This is a genomic window from Pseudomonas sp. P2S-1, assembly GCF_057197725.1.
This window is the reverse complement of the sequence record NZ_CM170068.1, coordinates 5,990,044-6,003,702: the sequence shown is the minus strand read 5'-3', so window position 1 is coordinate 6,003,702 and position 13,659 is coordinate 5,990,044. Positions and strand designations below refer to the sequence as shown.

The 13,659-nt window shown below is 62.7% G+C and carries 11 protein-coding genes; all 11 read right to left on the bottom strand.

All coding sequences use genetic code 11. The features are described from left to right. Window positions 1–127 precede the first annotated feature (127 nt). The 11 genes from kdsA to AC2CQI_RS26850 all read right to left on the bottom strand — a co-directional run bounded on the left by kdsA (window position 128) and on the right by AC2CQI_RS26850 (window position 13,653). On the bottom strand, window positions 128–973 hold the full coding sequence (gene kdsA / locus AC2CQI_RS26900; protein WP_484578412.1) for a 3-deoxy-8-phosphooctulonate synthase: 846 nt from the start codon (window positions 971–973) through the stop codon (window positions 128–130). A 3-nt stretch (window positions 974–976) separates the two neighbouring features. Continuing rightward, window positions 977–2,605 (bottom strand): CTP synthase, encoded by a 1,629-nt coding sequence (gene pyrG / locus AC2CQI_RS26895; protein WP_075806202.1) that lies wholly within the window; start codon window positions 2,603–2,605, stop codon window positions 977–979. Between the two features lie 272 nt (window positions 2,606–2,877). After that, window positions 2,878–4,176: a tRNA lysidine(34) synthetase TilS gene (gene tilS, locus AC2CQI_RS26890; RefSeq protein ID WP_484578411.1), complete on the bottom strand. Its 1,299-nt coding sequence runs from the start codon at window positions 4,174–4,176 to the stop codon at window positions 2,878–2,880. A gap of 156 nt (window positions 4,177–4,332) precedes the next feature. Further along, complete coding sequence (locus tag AC2CQI_RS26885; protein ID WP_484578410.1) at window positions 4,333–5,280, bottom strand: acetyl-CoA carboxylase carboxyltransferase subunit alpha; 948 nt, start codon at window positions 5,278–5,280, stop codon at window positions 4,333–4,335. A gap of 98 nt (window positions 5,281–5,378) precedes the next feature. Next, window positions 5,379–8,903: a DNA polymerase III subunit alpha gene (dnaE, locus tag AC2CQI_RS26880; protein ID WP_484578409.1), complete on the bottom strand. Its 3,525-nt coding sequence runs from the start codon at window positions 8,901–8,903 to the stop codon at window positions 5,379–5,381. Between the two features lie 105 nt (window positions 8,904–9,008). After that, window positions 9,009–9,638 carry a ribonuclease HII gene (gene rnhB / locus AC2CQI_RS26875; RefSeq protein WP_484578408.1) on the bottom strand — a complete coding sequence of 210 codons (630 nt, stop codon included), beginning with the start codon at window positions 9,636–9,638 and terminating at the stop codon, window positions 9,009–9,011. Next, a complete protein-coding gene (gene lpxB / locus AC2CQI_RS26870; protein WP_075806207.1) occupies window positions 9,639–10,766 on the bottom strand; it encodes a lipid-A-disaccharide synthase in 1,128 nt (375 codons plus the stop codon). A gap of 1 nt (window position 10,767) precedes the next feature. Next, on the bottom strand, window positions 10,768–11,544 hold the full coding sequence (gene lpxA, locus AC2CQI_RS26865; protein WP_075806208.1) for an acyl-ACP--UDP-N-acetylglucosamine O-acyltransferase: 777 nt from the start codon (window positions 11,542–11,544) through the stop codon (window positions 10,768–10,770). Further along, window positions 11,541–11,981 carry a 3-hydroxyacyl-ACP dehydratase FabZ gene (gene fabZ / locus AC2CQI_RS26860; RefSeq protein WP_009395253.1) on the bottom strand — a complete coding sequence of 147 codons (441 nt, stop codon included), beginning with the start codon at window positions 11,979–11,981 and terminating at the stop codon, window positions 11,541–11,543. The genes lpxA and fabZ overlap by 4 nt, the downstream gene beginning before the upstream one ends. Window positions 11,982–12,092: 111 nt before the next feature. Further along, window positions 12,093–13,148, bottom strand: coding sequence for a UDP-3-O-(3-hydroxymyristoyl)glucosamine N-acyltransferase (gene lpxD / locus AC2CQI_RS26855; protein ID WP_484578407.1), 1,056 nt, complete (start codon window positions 13,146–13,148; stop codon window positions 12,093–12,095). A 1-nt stretch (window position 13,149) separates the two neighbouring features. Then, window positions 13,150–13,653, bottom strand: coding sequence for an OmpH family outer membrane protein (locus AC2CQI_RS26850; protein WP_075806210.1), 504 nt, complete (start codon window positions 13,651–13,653; stop codon window positions 13,150–13,152). Window positions 13,654–13,659: the final 6 nt, after the last annotated feature.

Sequence of the window (13,659 nt, the reverse complement as noted above, 5' to 3'; positions counted from 1 at the left end):
CGAAAACAACGCAGCTTGAAGAATCCGCTCTTTCGCAGGCACGGGGCACGGGCAGGCCTGACGCGGAGAAACCCCTGACCGGAAGGTCAGGGGTGGAACGGGCGGTACTTTACCGGAGAAACGCGGCTTATGCGGTTTCTACCGTCGGAAAACTCTTCACCAGGTCATCCAGTTGCTTGAGCTGGGTCAGGAAAGGTTCCAGTTTGTCCAGGCGCAGGGCGCACGGACCGTCGCACTTGGCGTTGTCCGGGTCCGGATGGGCCTCGAGGAACAGGCCGGCCAGGCCCTGGCTGAGTCCGGCACGGGCCAGCTCGGTGACCTGGGCGCGACGGCCGCCGGCGGAATCGGAGCGACCGCCCGGCATCTGCAGGGCGTGGGTCACGTCGAAGAACACCGGGTACTCGAACTGCTTCATGATGCCGAAGCCGAGCATGTCCACCACCAGGTTGTTGTACCCGAAGCTGGAACCGCGCTCGCAGAGGATCAACTGGTCGTTACCCGCTTCTTCGCACTTGGTCAGGATGTGTTTCATTTCCTGGGGCGCGAGGAACTGGGCCTTCTTGATGTTGATCACCGCGCCGGTCTTCGCCATCGCCACGACCAGGTCGGTCTGGCGCGACAGGAAGGCCGGCAGCTGGATGATGTCGCAGACCTTGGCCACGGCTTCGGCCTGGTAGGGCTCGTGCACGTCGGTGATGACCGGCACGCCGAAGGTCTTCTTCACTTCCTCGAAGATCCGCAGGCCTTCTTCAAGGCCCGGACCGCGGTAGGAGTTGACCGACGAGCGGTTGGCCTTGTCGAAGCTGGCCTTGAACACGTAGGGGATACCGAGCTTCTCGGTAACCCGCACGTACTCCTCGCAGACCTTCAGGGCCAGGTCACGGGATTCCAGGACGTTCATGCCGCCGAACAGGACGAACGGCTTGTCGTTGGCGATCTCGATGTTACCGACGCGAATGATCTTCTGGGTCATGGATCAGGCCTTGTTCTTCTGCGCCAGGGCCGCCTTGACGAAGCCGCTGAACAGCGGGTGACCGTCACGCGGGGTCGAGGTGAACTCAGGGTGGAACTGGCAGGCGACGAACCATGGGTGGTCCTTGGACTCGACCACTTCCACCAGCGCACCGTCGCCGGAGCGACCGGATACTTTCAGACCGGCGTCGACCAGCTGCGGCAGCAGCTTGTTGTTCACTTCGTAGCGGTGACGGTGACGCTCGACGATCACGTCCTTGGCGTAGCAGTCGTGGACCTTGGAGCCGCTTTCCAGCTGGCACTCCTGGGCGCCCAGGCGCATGGTGCCGCCCAGGTCCGACGCTTCGGTACGGGTTTCAACGGCGCCGGTGGCGTCTTCCCACTCGGTGATCAGGCCGACGACCGGGTGACCGCTGTTGCGATCGAACTCGGTGGAGTTGGCGTCCTTCCAGCCCATGACGTTACGGGCGAACTCGATGACCGCCACCTGCATGCCGAGGCAGATGCCCAGGTACGGCACCTTGTTCTCGCGAGCGTACTGGACCGCGGTGATCTTGCCTTCCACGCCGCGCAGACCGAAGCCGCCCGGGACCAGGATGGCATCGACGCCTTCCAGCAGGCCGGTGCCCTGGTTCTCGATGTCTTCGGAGTCGATGTAGCGCAGGTTGACCTTGGTGCGGTTCTGGATGCCAGCGTGGCTCATCGCTTCGATCAGCGACTTGTACGCGTCCAGCAGTTCCATGTACTTGCCGACCATGGCGATGGTCACTTCGTGCTCTGGGTTGAGCTTGGCATCGACGACCTTTTCCCACTCGGACAGGTCGGCGCCATTGCATTGCAGGCCGAAGCGCTCGACGACGAAGTCGTCCAGGCCCTGGGCGTGCAGCACGGCAGGAATCTTGTAGATGGTGTCGACGTCTTCCAGCGAGATGACCGCACGTTCTTCAACGTTGGTGAACAGCGCGATCTTGCGACGGGACGACACGTCGACCGGGTGGTCGGAACGGCAGATCAGCACGTCAGGCTGCAGGCCGATGGAGCGCAGCTCCTTGACCGAGTGCTGGGTCGGCTTGGTCTTGGTCTCGCCTGCGGTGGCGATGTACGGGACCAGGGTCAGGTGCATCAGCATCGCGCGCTTGGAGCCGACTTCGACCCGCAGCTGGCGGATGGCTTCGAGGAACGGCTGCGACTCGATGTCGCCGACGGTGCCACCGATCTCGACCAGGGCCACGTCGGCATCGCCGGCGCCCTTGATGATGCGACGCTTGATCTCGTCGGTGATGTGCGGGATGACCTGGATGGTGGCGCCCAGGTAATCACCACGACGCTCCTTGCGCAGCACGTGCTCGTAGATGCGGCCGGTGGTGAAGTTGTTGTTCTGGGTCATGGTCGTGCGGATGAACCGCTCGTAGTGGCCCAGGTCAAGGTCGGTCTCGGCGCCGTCGTGGGTGACGAACACTTCGCCGTGCTGGAACGGGCTCATGGTGCCCGGGTCGACGTTGATGTACGGGTCCAGCTTGAGCATGGTGACCTTGAGCCCCCGCGCCTCCAGGATGGCCGCCAATGAAGCCGAGGCAATGCCTTTCCCCAATGAAGAAACAACACCGCCCGTGACGAATATGTAGCGCGTCATGAAAAACCCTAGAAGTCTGCGTTAAAGCGGTCAGTGCCGCCGGGGAAAGCGAAGGAAGGCCGAAGCCCCCGATCACCTGCGTCAATCACAGTGCATCCGAAAATACTGCCGCGTCTGTACAGACCGGGGGTTGAAATCCCGGTACGGAGCTCGCTACACATTTTGAGAATCGCCCAGCAAAAAACTGCTTGGTAATCGGCAACTCCTGCGGCTCGAATCGGGCTCACAGAAGCTGTATCAAGAAGGGAGCGTAGTCTACCCGAAGATGCCCATCACCTCAAACCTTGCTCACTCGTCGGTACATGCCACACAAGTTGCAAATCGCCATCAACGAGGTCCGGGAAGTTGGCGACGGCGACCAGCCGCTCACCTGCGAACAGCAGTGGCAAGCGGCCACGAACGAAGGCGGGAACCCCGCGTTCATTGAGCAAACGCTTGAGATCGCGATGGCCGCGAGCGGCGATGTTCATGTGTTCGCCGCCCTGGCGGTAGGCGATCCGCAGGGTCTCCCTGGGCTTTTTACCCCTGATTAAAAGGAAGCCGTTGCCAGGCAGTTCCAGCGCCGAGGGTGGATCTTTCCAGCATTGCGCCCCATCGGGAGCGCCGAGCCACTCGCCACTCAACCAGTAGATGCGCTCACCGGCCCGATGCAGCTCGCCATCGGCGAGTTTCCAGATCGGTGAAGCGTCGGGGCGGGCATCGCGTAGAGCGTCCCAGCCGGCCCAGTGATCGGCATCGGGCAGGCGGGTGAAACAGGCGAGCCAGAACCTAAGGACATTGCGCTGACGCGCTGGAGAAAGCCGGAGCAACCCTGGCAAATGCAAGGATGGAAGACCGAGCCAGGGAAAATCATCCTGCGTCTGGGCTTGCTCCAGATCGTCCGAGGCCAGTTCATCCAGCAACTCACCCGCCTCGGCGAGATGACCGGCAGTACGGGCCAGCGTGCGACTGACTTGTGGCCAGCGCGAGGCCAGGGCCGGAAGCACTTCTTGTCGCAGGTAATTGCGCGTGAAGCGGGTATCGCCGTTCGACGGGTCTTCGATCCAGTCCAGGCCACGATCACGGGCATAGCGAAGAAGCTCGTCACGAGAGCTGTCGAGCAAGGGCCGAAGCAGCCAGGCGTCACCCAGCGGCCGCAGTTCGCGCATGGCCATCAACCCTCGCAATCCGGCGCCACGAAGCAGGCGCAGCAGCAGGGTTTCGGCCTGGTCCTCGCGGTGCTGGCCGGTCAGCAGGACCTCACCACTCCGGAGGACTTCACTGAAGGCGGCGTAGCGGGCATTGCGCGCAGCCTGTTCGAGGCTGGCGCCCTCTTCCACCGTGACATGGCGAACCAGCAGTTCGACGCCCAGTGAGTTGCACAGGCGCTGACAGTGTTCTGGCCACGCATCCGCGACCGGTTGCAGGCCGTGATGGACGTGGATGGCGCGCAATGCCGGGCGATCCTTCATGGTTGCCAGCAGGTGCAGGAGTACCGTGGAATCCAGTCCGCCCGACAGCGCCACGCACCAGCCCGGCGCATTCTGCCAGTTGGCGAGCTTGTCCTCGAGGCGGGATGCGAGGTCGGTCATGTTCAGGATCCAATAAAGCAAGTGGGGCCGCTTCGCGCCCCTTCGCGAGCAAGCTCGCTCCCACAAGAGGTGCATATTGCACATTCCTCTGTGGGAGCGAGCTTGCTCGCGAAGGGCTGCAAAGCAGCCCCAATAAGCTGACAGGATGGCTTCAGATCAGAGACCGTAGCTCATCAGACGGTCATAACGGCGCTTGAGCAGCGCGTCGTTGTCGAACTTCTTCAGCATGTCCAGTTGCTGGATCAGCTCGCCACGAACCGAGGCAGCCATCACGGCAGGATCACGGTGCGCGCCGCCCAGCGGCTCGGAGATGACCTTGTCGACGATGCCCAGGCCTTTCAGGCGCTCGGCGGTGATACCCATGGCTTCGGCAGCATCGGCAGCCTTCTCGGCAGTCTTCCACAGAATCGAAGCGCAACCTTCCGGCGAGATCACCGAGTAGGTCGAGTATTGCAGCATGTTCAACTGGTCGCAGACACCGATGGCCAGTGCACCACCGGAACCACCCTCACCGATGACGGTAGCGATGATCGGGGTCTTCAGACGCGCCATCACACGCAGGTTCCAGGCGATGGCTTCGCTCTGGTTGCGCTCTTCGGCGTCGATGCCCGGGTAGGCGCCCGGGGTGTCGATGAAGGTCAGGATCGGCATCTTGAAGCGTTCGGCCATTTCCATCAGGCGGCAGGCCTTGCGGTAGCCTTCCGGACGCGGCATGCCGAAGTTGCGACGCACCTTCTCGCGCACTTCACGGCCTTTCTGATGACCGATGACCATCACAGGACGGTCTTCCAGGCGGGCGATACCGCCAACGATCGCGGCGTCGTCGGCGAAGTGACGGTCGCCGTGCAGTTCATCGAACTCGGTGAAGATGTGCTCGATGTAGTCCAGGGTGTACGGCCGGCGCGGGTGGCGCGCCAGGCGGGCGATCTGCCAGCTGGTCAGATTGCCGAAGATGCTCTTGGTCAGCTCGCTGCTTTTATCCTGCAGACGGCCGATTTCATCGCCGATGTTCAGCGAGTTGTCATTGCCGACCAGGCGCAGCTCTTCGATCTTGGCTTGCAGGTCAGCAATCGGCTGTTCGAAATCCAGAAAATTCGGGTTCATAGGCATCCGTCTTGGGTCGACGGCCAGGCGGCCGGCCGGTTGATCCGTTTGGCGCCCTACCTTAAGGGATCAGGCGCGTTCAGGTCGAGATTAAAAATTCATCGATAGTGCAAAAAGACGTTCTCACGGCCGAACTGGTCACGCAGGGCCTGAATCAAGCCGTCGGCCGGGTCGATCCGCCAGTCTTCGCCGAACTGCAGCTGGGCCTTGGCGTCGCTGCCGGTGTATTCCATGCTCACCGGACAGGCACCGCGATGGCGTTTGAGCAGCTCGCCCAGCCAGGCCAGACGGTCGCCCTTGAGCGCGTCGGCGTGGATCTTCAGGCGCAGGCTATCGGCCAGGTTGGTCCGCGCATCCTCCATGCTCATCACCCGCTTGACCCGCAGGCGCAGGCCGCCGGAGAAGTCGTCGTTGCTGACTTCGCCCTCGATCACCACCATCGCGTCGTTCTGCAGCAGCGACTGCGAAGCCATGAAGGCGTCGGCGAACAGCGAGGCCTCAATCCGCCCGGAACGGTCGTCGAGAGTGACGAAGCCCATCTTGTCGCCCTTCTTGTTCTTCATTACCCGCAGGGCAATGATCATTCCGGCGACGGTCTGGGTATCGCGCGCCGGCTTAAGGTCGATGATGCGTTGCCGGGCGAAGCGGCGGATCTCGCCTTCGTATTCGTCGATCGGGTGGCCGGTGAGGTACAGGCCCAGGGTTTCCTTCTCGCCGCGCAGGCGTTCTTTCAGGGTCAGTTCGCGGGCCTTGCGGTGGCTGGCGTAGACGTCGGCATCCGGCTCGTCGAAGAGGCCGCCGAACAGGTCGGAGTGGCCGCTGTCGTGGGTACGGGCAGTCTGCTCCGCCGACTTGATCGCCTCTTCCATCGCCGACAGCAGCACCGCACGGTTCTGGTCGACGTTGGCCTGATAGGCCTTGATCTCGTCATGGAAGAACGGCCCGAGACGGTCCAGCGCGCCACTGCGCACCAGGGCATCGAGGGTGCGCTTGTTGATGCGCTTGAGGTCGACCCGGTGACAGAAGTCAAACAGGTCCTGGAACGGTCCGCCTTCGGCCCGCGCCTCCATGATCGCTTCCACCGGGCCTTCGCCGACGCCCTTGATCGCACCGAGGCCATAGACGATGCGACCGTCGTTGTTCACGGTGAACTTGAAATCGGAGAAGTTCACGTCCGGCGCGTCGAGGCGCAGCTTCATGCTGCGCACTTCCTCGATCAGGATCACCACCTTGTCGGTGTTGTGCATATCCGCCGAGAGCACCGCAGCCATGAAGGGCGCCGGGTGGTGGGTCTTCAGCCAGGCGGTCTGGTAGGAGACCAGGCCATAGGCGGCGGAGTGGGATTTGTTGAAACCATAACCGGCGAATTTTTCCACCAGGTCGAAGATGTTGCCCGCGAGGTCGCCATCGATGCCGTTGTTGGCGCAACCTTCGATGAAACCGCCGCGCTGCTTGGCCATTTCCTCGGGCTTTTTCTTACCCATGGCCCGGCGCAGCATGTCCGCGCCGCCCAAGGTGTAGCCGGCCATGACCTGGGCAATCTGCATCACCTGTTCCTGGTACAGGATGATCCCGTAGGTCGGCGCCAGGACTGGTTGCAGGCCTTCGTACTGGTAATCCGGGTGCGGATAGGCCAGCTCGGCGCGGCCGTGCTTGCGGTTGATGAAGTCGTCCACCATGCCCGATTGCAGCGGACCGGGTCGGAACAGGGCCACCAGTGCGATGAGGTCTTCCAGGCAGTCGGGCTTGAGCTTCTTGATCAGCTCCTTCATGCCGCGGGATTCAAGCTGGAACACCGCCGTGGTTTCGGCCTTTTGCAGCAGCTCGTAGGTCTTGCGGTCATCCAGCGGGATGAAGTCGATATTGAGATCCGGCAGGTTCTGCTTGGCCTGCTCGCGGTTGATGATCTCCATCGCCCATTTGATGATGGTCAGGGTGCGCAGGCCGAGGAAGTCGAACTTCACCAGGCCCGCCGCCTCGACGTCATCCTTGTCGAACTGGGTGATCAGGCCGCCGCCCTCTTCGTCACAGGCGATCGGCGAGAAGTCGGTGAGCTTGGTCGGCGCGATCACCACACCACCGGCGTGCTTGCCGGTACCCCGGGTGACACCCTCGAGCTTGAGGGCCATGTCCCAGATTTCCTTGGCGTCCTCGTCAGTCTTGAGGAAATCGCGGAGAATTTCTTCCTGCTCGTAGGCCTTTTCCAGGGTCATGCCCACTTCGAACGGAATCATCTTCGACAGACGATCCGCCAGGCCGTAGGACTTGCCCTGCACCCGCGCCACGTCGCGCACCACCGCCTTGGCCGCCATGGTGCCGAAGGTGATGATCTGGCTCACCGCATTGCGCCCGTAGGCCTCGGCCACGTATTCGATCACCCGGTCGCGGCCGTCCATGCAGAAGTCGACGTCGAAGTCGGGCATGGAAATACGTTCGGGGTTGAGGAAACGTTCGAACAGCAGGTCATAGGCCAGCGGGTCGAGGTCGGTGATCTTCAGTACGTAGGCCACCAGCGAGCCGGCACCCGACCCCCGGCCCGGACCGACCGGCACGTCGTTGTTCTTGGCCCACTTGATGAAGTCCATAACGATGAGGAAGTAACCGGGGAAACCCATCTGGATGATGATGTCCAGCTCGAATTTGAGCCGGTCCAGGTAGGTCTGGCGCTTCTCTTCGTAGTTGGGCGTGGTTTCCTTGGGCCAGAGCACCTTGAGGCGCTCTTCCAGGCCTTCGTGGGACACGTGGCGCAGATAGTCGTCGATGCCCATGCCGTTGGGCGTGGGGAAGTCGGGGAGGAAGTACTTGCCCAGTTGCACCGTGATATTGCAGCGCTTGGCGATCTCGACGGTGTTTTCCAGGGCCTCGGGCAGGTCGCTGAACAGCTCGGCCATTTCTTCCGGGCTTTTCAGGTATTGCTGGTCGCTGTAGTTGCGCGAGCGGCGCGGGTCATCCAGTGCGCGGCCTTCGCCGATGCACACGCGGGTTTCGTGGGCGTCGTAGTCCGACTGCTTGATGAAGCGCACATCGTTGGTCGCCACCAGCGGCGCACCCAGGCGATCGGCCAGGGCCACGGCGGCGTGCAGATATTCTTCGTCGCCGGCGCGGTTGGTGCGCTGGACCTCGACGTAGAAGCGATCAGGGAACATCTCCATCCAGTCCCGCAGCAGCACTTCGGCCTGGGTCTCATGACCGTTCATCAGGGCCATGCCGATATCGCCTTCCTTTGCCGCGGACAGGGCGATCAGGCCCTGCGCCGCTTCGGCGATCCATTCGCGCTGGATGATCACCAGGCCGTTGCGCTGGCCGTCGGTCCAGCCACGGGAAATCAGCTCGGTCAGGTTGCGGTAGCCCTGGGCATCCATCGCCAGGAAGCAGATGCGTGCCAGCGGGTCTTCCGCGTCATCACCGGCCAGCCACAGGTCGGCCCCGCAGATCGGCTTGATCCCGGCGCCCATGGCGGTCTTGTAGAACTTGACCAGCGAGCACATGTTGCTCTGGTCGGTCACCGCCACCGCCGGCATGTTCATCCCGGTCAGGGCCTTGGCGAGCGGCTTGATCCGCACCAGTCCGTCGACCAGTGAGAATTCGGTATGCAGGCGAAGATGAACGAAGGAAGCCGACATGATGATCCTATAGCAGCGCAAAACGACAAGGCCCGGATTGTACCGGGCCTCGATCAAAACATCAGCCGGTGCAAAACGAACCGGACTGAAGGTGAATGCCTGGGGTCAGACCAGGCTGGGCTGACCACCGGCCAGCACTTGGGCCTCATAGGCCGCACGCACGGGGGCGAAGGAGCGCCGGTGGATCGGCGTCGGGCCCAAGCGAGCCAGCGCCTCCAGGTGGACGGGGGTCGGATAGCCCTTGTGCCCGCCGATGCCGTAGCCCGGGTAGATCAATTCGAAAGCGGACATTTCACGGTCGCGGGTGACCTTGGCCAGGATCGACGCGGCAGCGATGGCCGGCACCTGACTATCGCCCTTGATCACGGGTGAGGCTGGCACCTGCAGTTTTGGGCAGCGGTTGCCGTCGATCAGCGCCAGTTTCGGGGTGATATGCAGGCCTTCGACCGCGCGCTGCATGGCCAGCATGGTGGCGTGCAGGATGTTCAGCTCGTCGATCTCGTCGACTTCGGCGCGGGCGATGCAGAAGCTCAGGGCCTTTTCGCAGATCTCGTCGAAAAGTTTCTCGCGACGTGCCTCGGTGAGTTTCTTCGAGTCGTTGAGGCCGAGGATCGGCCGCGCCGGATCGAGGATCACCGCAGCCGTCACGACCGCGCCGCACAGCGGGCCACGGCCGACCTCGTCGACACCGGCGACAAGGTCCTCGACCAGGTTGAAGTCCAGTCCCATTTGCATTTATCGATCTTCCAGCAGGGCCAGCACCGCCTCGGCTGCCTGGTTCGAGGCATCGCGGCGCAAGGTGCGGTGAATCTGGTCAAAGCCTTCGGTCTGTTGCGTACCGTCGCGCACCAGCGGTGCCAGGGTCTGCGCCAGGGCCTCCTGGGTGGCGGCCTCCTGCAGCAGCTCGGGCACCAGCAGGCGCTGGGCCAGCAGGTTGGGCAACGAGACGTAAGGGCTTTTCACCAGACGTTTGAGAATCCAGTAGCTCAAGGGCGCCAGGCGGTAAGCGACCACCATCGGACGCTTGAACAGCAGGGCTTCGAGGGTTGCGGTACCGGAGGCGATCAGCACCGCATCGCAGGCCGCCAGGGCCTGGTGGGACTGGCCATCGAGCAGGGTTAGCGGCAGGTCGCGTCCGGCGAGCATCTGCTCCAGCTGAGCACGGCGCGTGGCGTTGGCACAGGGCGAAACGAAACGCACCCCCGGCACCAGTTCGCGCAGGCGCTGCGCAGTATCGAGGAACAGGGCGCCCAGGCGGCCAACTTCGCCACCCCGGCTGCCCGGCATCAGTGCCACCAGCGGTCCGTCCGGTAGGCCCAGCGCCTGGCGCGCAGCCTGGCGATCCGCCTCAAGCGGGATGGTGTCAGCCAGTGGGTGCCCGACAAAACGCACCGGCACGCCCTGCTCTTCGTAGAACTTCGCCTCGAAGGGGAACAGGGTCAGCATCAGGTCGCAGCCTTCGCGGATCTTCAGCACGCGCTTCTGTCGCCAGGCCCAGACCGACGGGCTGACGTAGTGCACGGTCTTGATCCCGGCCTGACGCAGCTTCAGTTCGATATTGAGGGTGAAGTCGGGCGCGTCGATGCCGATGAAGACGTCGGGCTTTTCCTCGATCAGGGTCTGGATCAGCAGCTTGCGGCGCTTGAGCAACTCCGGCAGACGGCCCAGCACTTCGACCAGGCCCATCACCGCCAGGCGTTCCATCGGGAAATAGGACGTTAGGCCCTCGGCTTCCATCAAGGGGCCGCCAACACCGATAAAACGAATCTCCGGATGACGGGCTTTGAGTGCCCGCATCAAACCCGAGCCGAGAATGTCGCCGCTGGCCTCACCAGCCACCAGCGCTACGCAGAGGGCCGGCATATCAGCGGGTGATGCCGCGGGCGGAGTTCTGGATCGACTGGCGGAACAGTTCGACTTCAGGGAACTGCTGCGACGAAGCCTCCAGCTCGACGATGGCCTGGTCGACGGTCAGGCCCTGGCGGTAGACCACCTTGTAGGCACGACGCAACGCATGGATGGCGTCTTCGCTGAAACCGCGACGGCGCATGCCCTCGAAGTTCATGCTGCGCGCCTCGGCCGGGTTGCCGAACACCGTGACGAAGGCCGGCACGTCCTTGCCGATCGCCGTCCCCATGCCCGAGAAACTGTGGGCACCGATATGGCAGAACTGGTGGACCAGGGTGAAACCGGAAAGGATCGCCCAGTCATCCACGTGCACATGACCGGCCAACGCGGTGTTGTTGACCAGGATGCAGTGGTTGCCGATCACGCTGTCGTGGCCGATGTGGGCATAGGCCATGATCAGGTTGTGATCGCCGAGGGTGGTTTCCGAACGGTCCTGCACGGTGCCACGGTGAATGGTCACCCCTTCGCGGATGACGTTGTTGTCACCGATCACCAGGCGCGTAGGCTCGCCTTTGTACTTGAGGTCCGGCGTGTCTTCGCCAACCGAGGAAAACTGATAGATGCGGTTATTGCGGCCGATACGGGTCGGCCCCTTGAGCACTACGTGCGGACCGACGACGGTCCCCTCCCCGATCTCGACATCCGGGCCGATGATCGACCAAGGACCGACCTCGACACCATCGGCCAGCCTGGCCGAGGGGTCGATGATTGCCCGAGGGTCAATCAAACTCATAGTTTGCGTTCCGCGCAGATGATCTCGGCGGAGCAGACAGGCTTGCCGTCGACCGAGGCCTGGCAGTCGAACTTCCAGATCTGGCGCTTGCAGCTGATGAATTTCGCTTCGAGGATCAGTTGATCACCTGGCAGTACCGGCTGGCGGAAGCGCAGCTTGTCGGAACCGACGAAGTAGTAGAGGGTGCCGTCCGTCGGCTTGGCATCGAGCATCTTGAAGCCGAGGATGCCGGCAGCCTGAGCCATGGCCTCGATGATCAGCACACCCGGCATGATCGGGTGCGCCGGGAAGTGACCATTGAAGAACGGCTCGTTGATGCTGACATTCTTGTAGGCACGAATGCGCTGACCCTCGACGTCCAGTTCCACTACCCGGTCCACGAGCAGGAACGGATAACGGTGGGGCAGGTATTCGCGAATCTCGTTGATGTCCATCATTTCTGGGGGAAGCCTGTAGTGAAGATAGGGAACACGTGCAGGGCGCCGTGCACCTTTGGCCATTCGGGACCGCCCATGGGCAGCCCCGCAGCCTTGATCAGGAAAAAAGTATCAGCCATCAGATGATGGCTGGCCGCCGGAGGTCACGGCGTCAACGCGCTTTTCTACCTGTTGAAGTCGTTTGGCCATGTCGTCCAGCTGGCGAATCCGCGCGGCGCTCTTGCGCCAGTCGCCGAGCGTTTGCATCGCCGTACCGGAAGAATAGCCGCCTGGCTCGGTGATGGAGCGGGTGACCATGGTCATGCCGGAAACGAAGACGTTGTCGCAGACATCGATGTGACCGACCATGCCGACGCCGCCGGCGATGGTGCAATGCTTGCCGATCTTCGTGCTGCCGGAAATACCGACACAGGCCGCCATGGCCGTGTGGTCGCCGACCTGCACGTTGTGGGCGATCTGGATCTGGTTGTCGAGCTTGACCCCGTCACCGATGCGGGTGTCGGCCAGTGCACCGCGGTCGATCGCGGTATTCACGCCGATTTCCACATCATCACCGATGGTCACGCCACCGATCTGCGCAATCTTCTGCCAGACACCTTTCTCGTTGGCGAAGCCGAAGCCTTCACCGCCGAGCACCGCACCGGACTGGATGACCACGCGCTTGCCGATGCGCACGTCGTGGTACAGGGTCACGCGCGGGGCAAGCCAGCCGCCATCGCCGATCACGCTGCGGGCACCGATGAAGCAATGGGCACCGAGGGTGACATTGGCGCCGATCACCGCACCGCTCTCGATGACCACGAACGGACCAACACTGGCGCTGGCATCGACCTGCGCGTCCGCCGCCACCACGGCGCTGGGATGAATTCCCGCCACAGCCTTGGGTTTGGGGTCGAACAGGTGGGAGATGCGCGCGTAGGCCAGGTACGGATCGGGCACGATCAGGGCGTTGCCGGAGAAACCTTCGGCATCGGCGGCACGCAGCAACACCGCAGCCGCCTGGGTATCACCCAGGTATTTGCGGTATTGGGGATTGGCCAGGAAGCTCAATTGGCCGGGGCCGGCTTCCTGCAGGGTCGCAAGACCAGTGATGTCGAGTTCCGCGGGACCTTGCAGGGTCGCGCCGAGGAACTCGGCCAACTGGCCGAGTTTCATGGTCGCCGTCATATCAACGGGACTGGTTCATGCGCTCGATGACCTGGCGGGTGATGTCATACTGAGGCTTGACATCGATGACCGCGCCACGCTCGAGAACCAGGTCGAAACCGCCTTTCTTGATGACTTCCTCGACAGCGCCATCCAGTTTCGGCTTGAGCTGCTTGAGCATGTCACGGTCGGCAACCGCCTTGGCTTCGTTCAGTTCCTTGGACTGGAACTGGAAATCACGGGCCTTTTGCTTGAACTCAAGCTCCAGACGCTCGCGCTCGCCCTGAGCCATCTTGTCGCCGCCCTTGACCAGACGGTCCTGGATACCCTTGGCGCTGCTTTCCAGGTTCTTCAGCTTGGTCAGTTGCGGACCGAACTTCTTCTCTGCATCCACCGCGTAGGCCTTGGCCGCATCGGATTCCAGCAGGGCCATCTGATAGTTCAGAACGGCAACCTTCATTTCGGCAAAAGCCGGGGTCGCGACCAGGGCCGCAGCCAGTACAGCCAGTTGAGTCAACTTACGCACGATGCA

Bases quoted from the DNA above. Each gene is read 5' to 3' on its own strand.
- kdsA (WP_484578412.1), bottom strand. From the start codon at position 973: ATGACCCAGAAGATCATTCGCGTCGGTAACATCGAGATCGCCAACGAC.
- pyrG (WP_075806202.1), bottom strand. From the start codon at position 2,605: ATGACGCGCTACATATTCGTCACGGGCGGTGTTGTTTCTTCATTGGGG.
- tilS (WP_484578411.1), bottom strand. From the start codon at position 4,176: ATGACCGACCTCGCATCCCGCCTCGAGGACAAGCTCGCCAACTGGCAG.
- AC2CQI_RS26885 (WP_484578410.1), bottom strand. From the start codon at position 5,280: ATGAACCCGAATTTTCTGGATTTCGAACAGCCGATTGCTGACCTGCAA.
- dnaE (WP_484578409.1), bottom strand. From the start codon at position 8,903: ATGTCGGCTTCCTTCGTTCATCTTCGCCTGCATACCGAATTCTCACTG.
- rnhB (WP_484578408.1), bottom strand. From the start codon at position 9,638: ATGCAAATGGGACTGGACTTCAACCTGGTCGAGGACCTTGTCGCCGGT.
- lpxB (WP_075806207.1), bottom strand. From the start codon at position 10,766: ATGCCGGCCCTCTGCGTAGCGCTGGTGGCTGGTGAGGCCAGCGGCGAC.
- lpxA (WP_075806208.1), bottom strand. From the start codon at position 11,544: ATGAGTTTGATTGACCCTCGGGCAATCATCGACCCCTCGGCCAGGCTG.
- fabZ (WP_009395253.1), bottom strand. From the start codon at position 11,981: ATGATGGACATCAACGAGATTCGCGAATACCTGCCCCACCGTTATCCG.
- lpxD (WP_484578407.1), bottom strand. From the start codon at position 13,148: ATGACGGCGACCATGAAACTCGGCCAGTTGGCCGAGTTCCTCGGCGCG.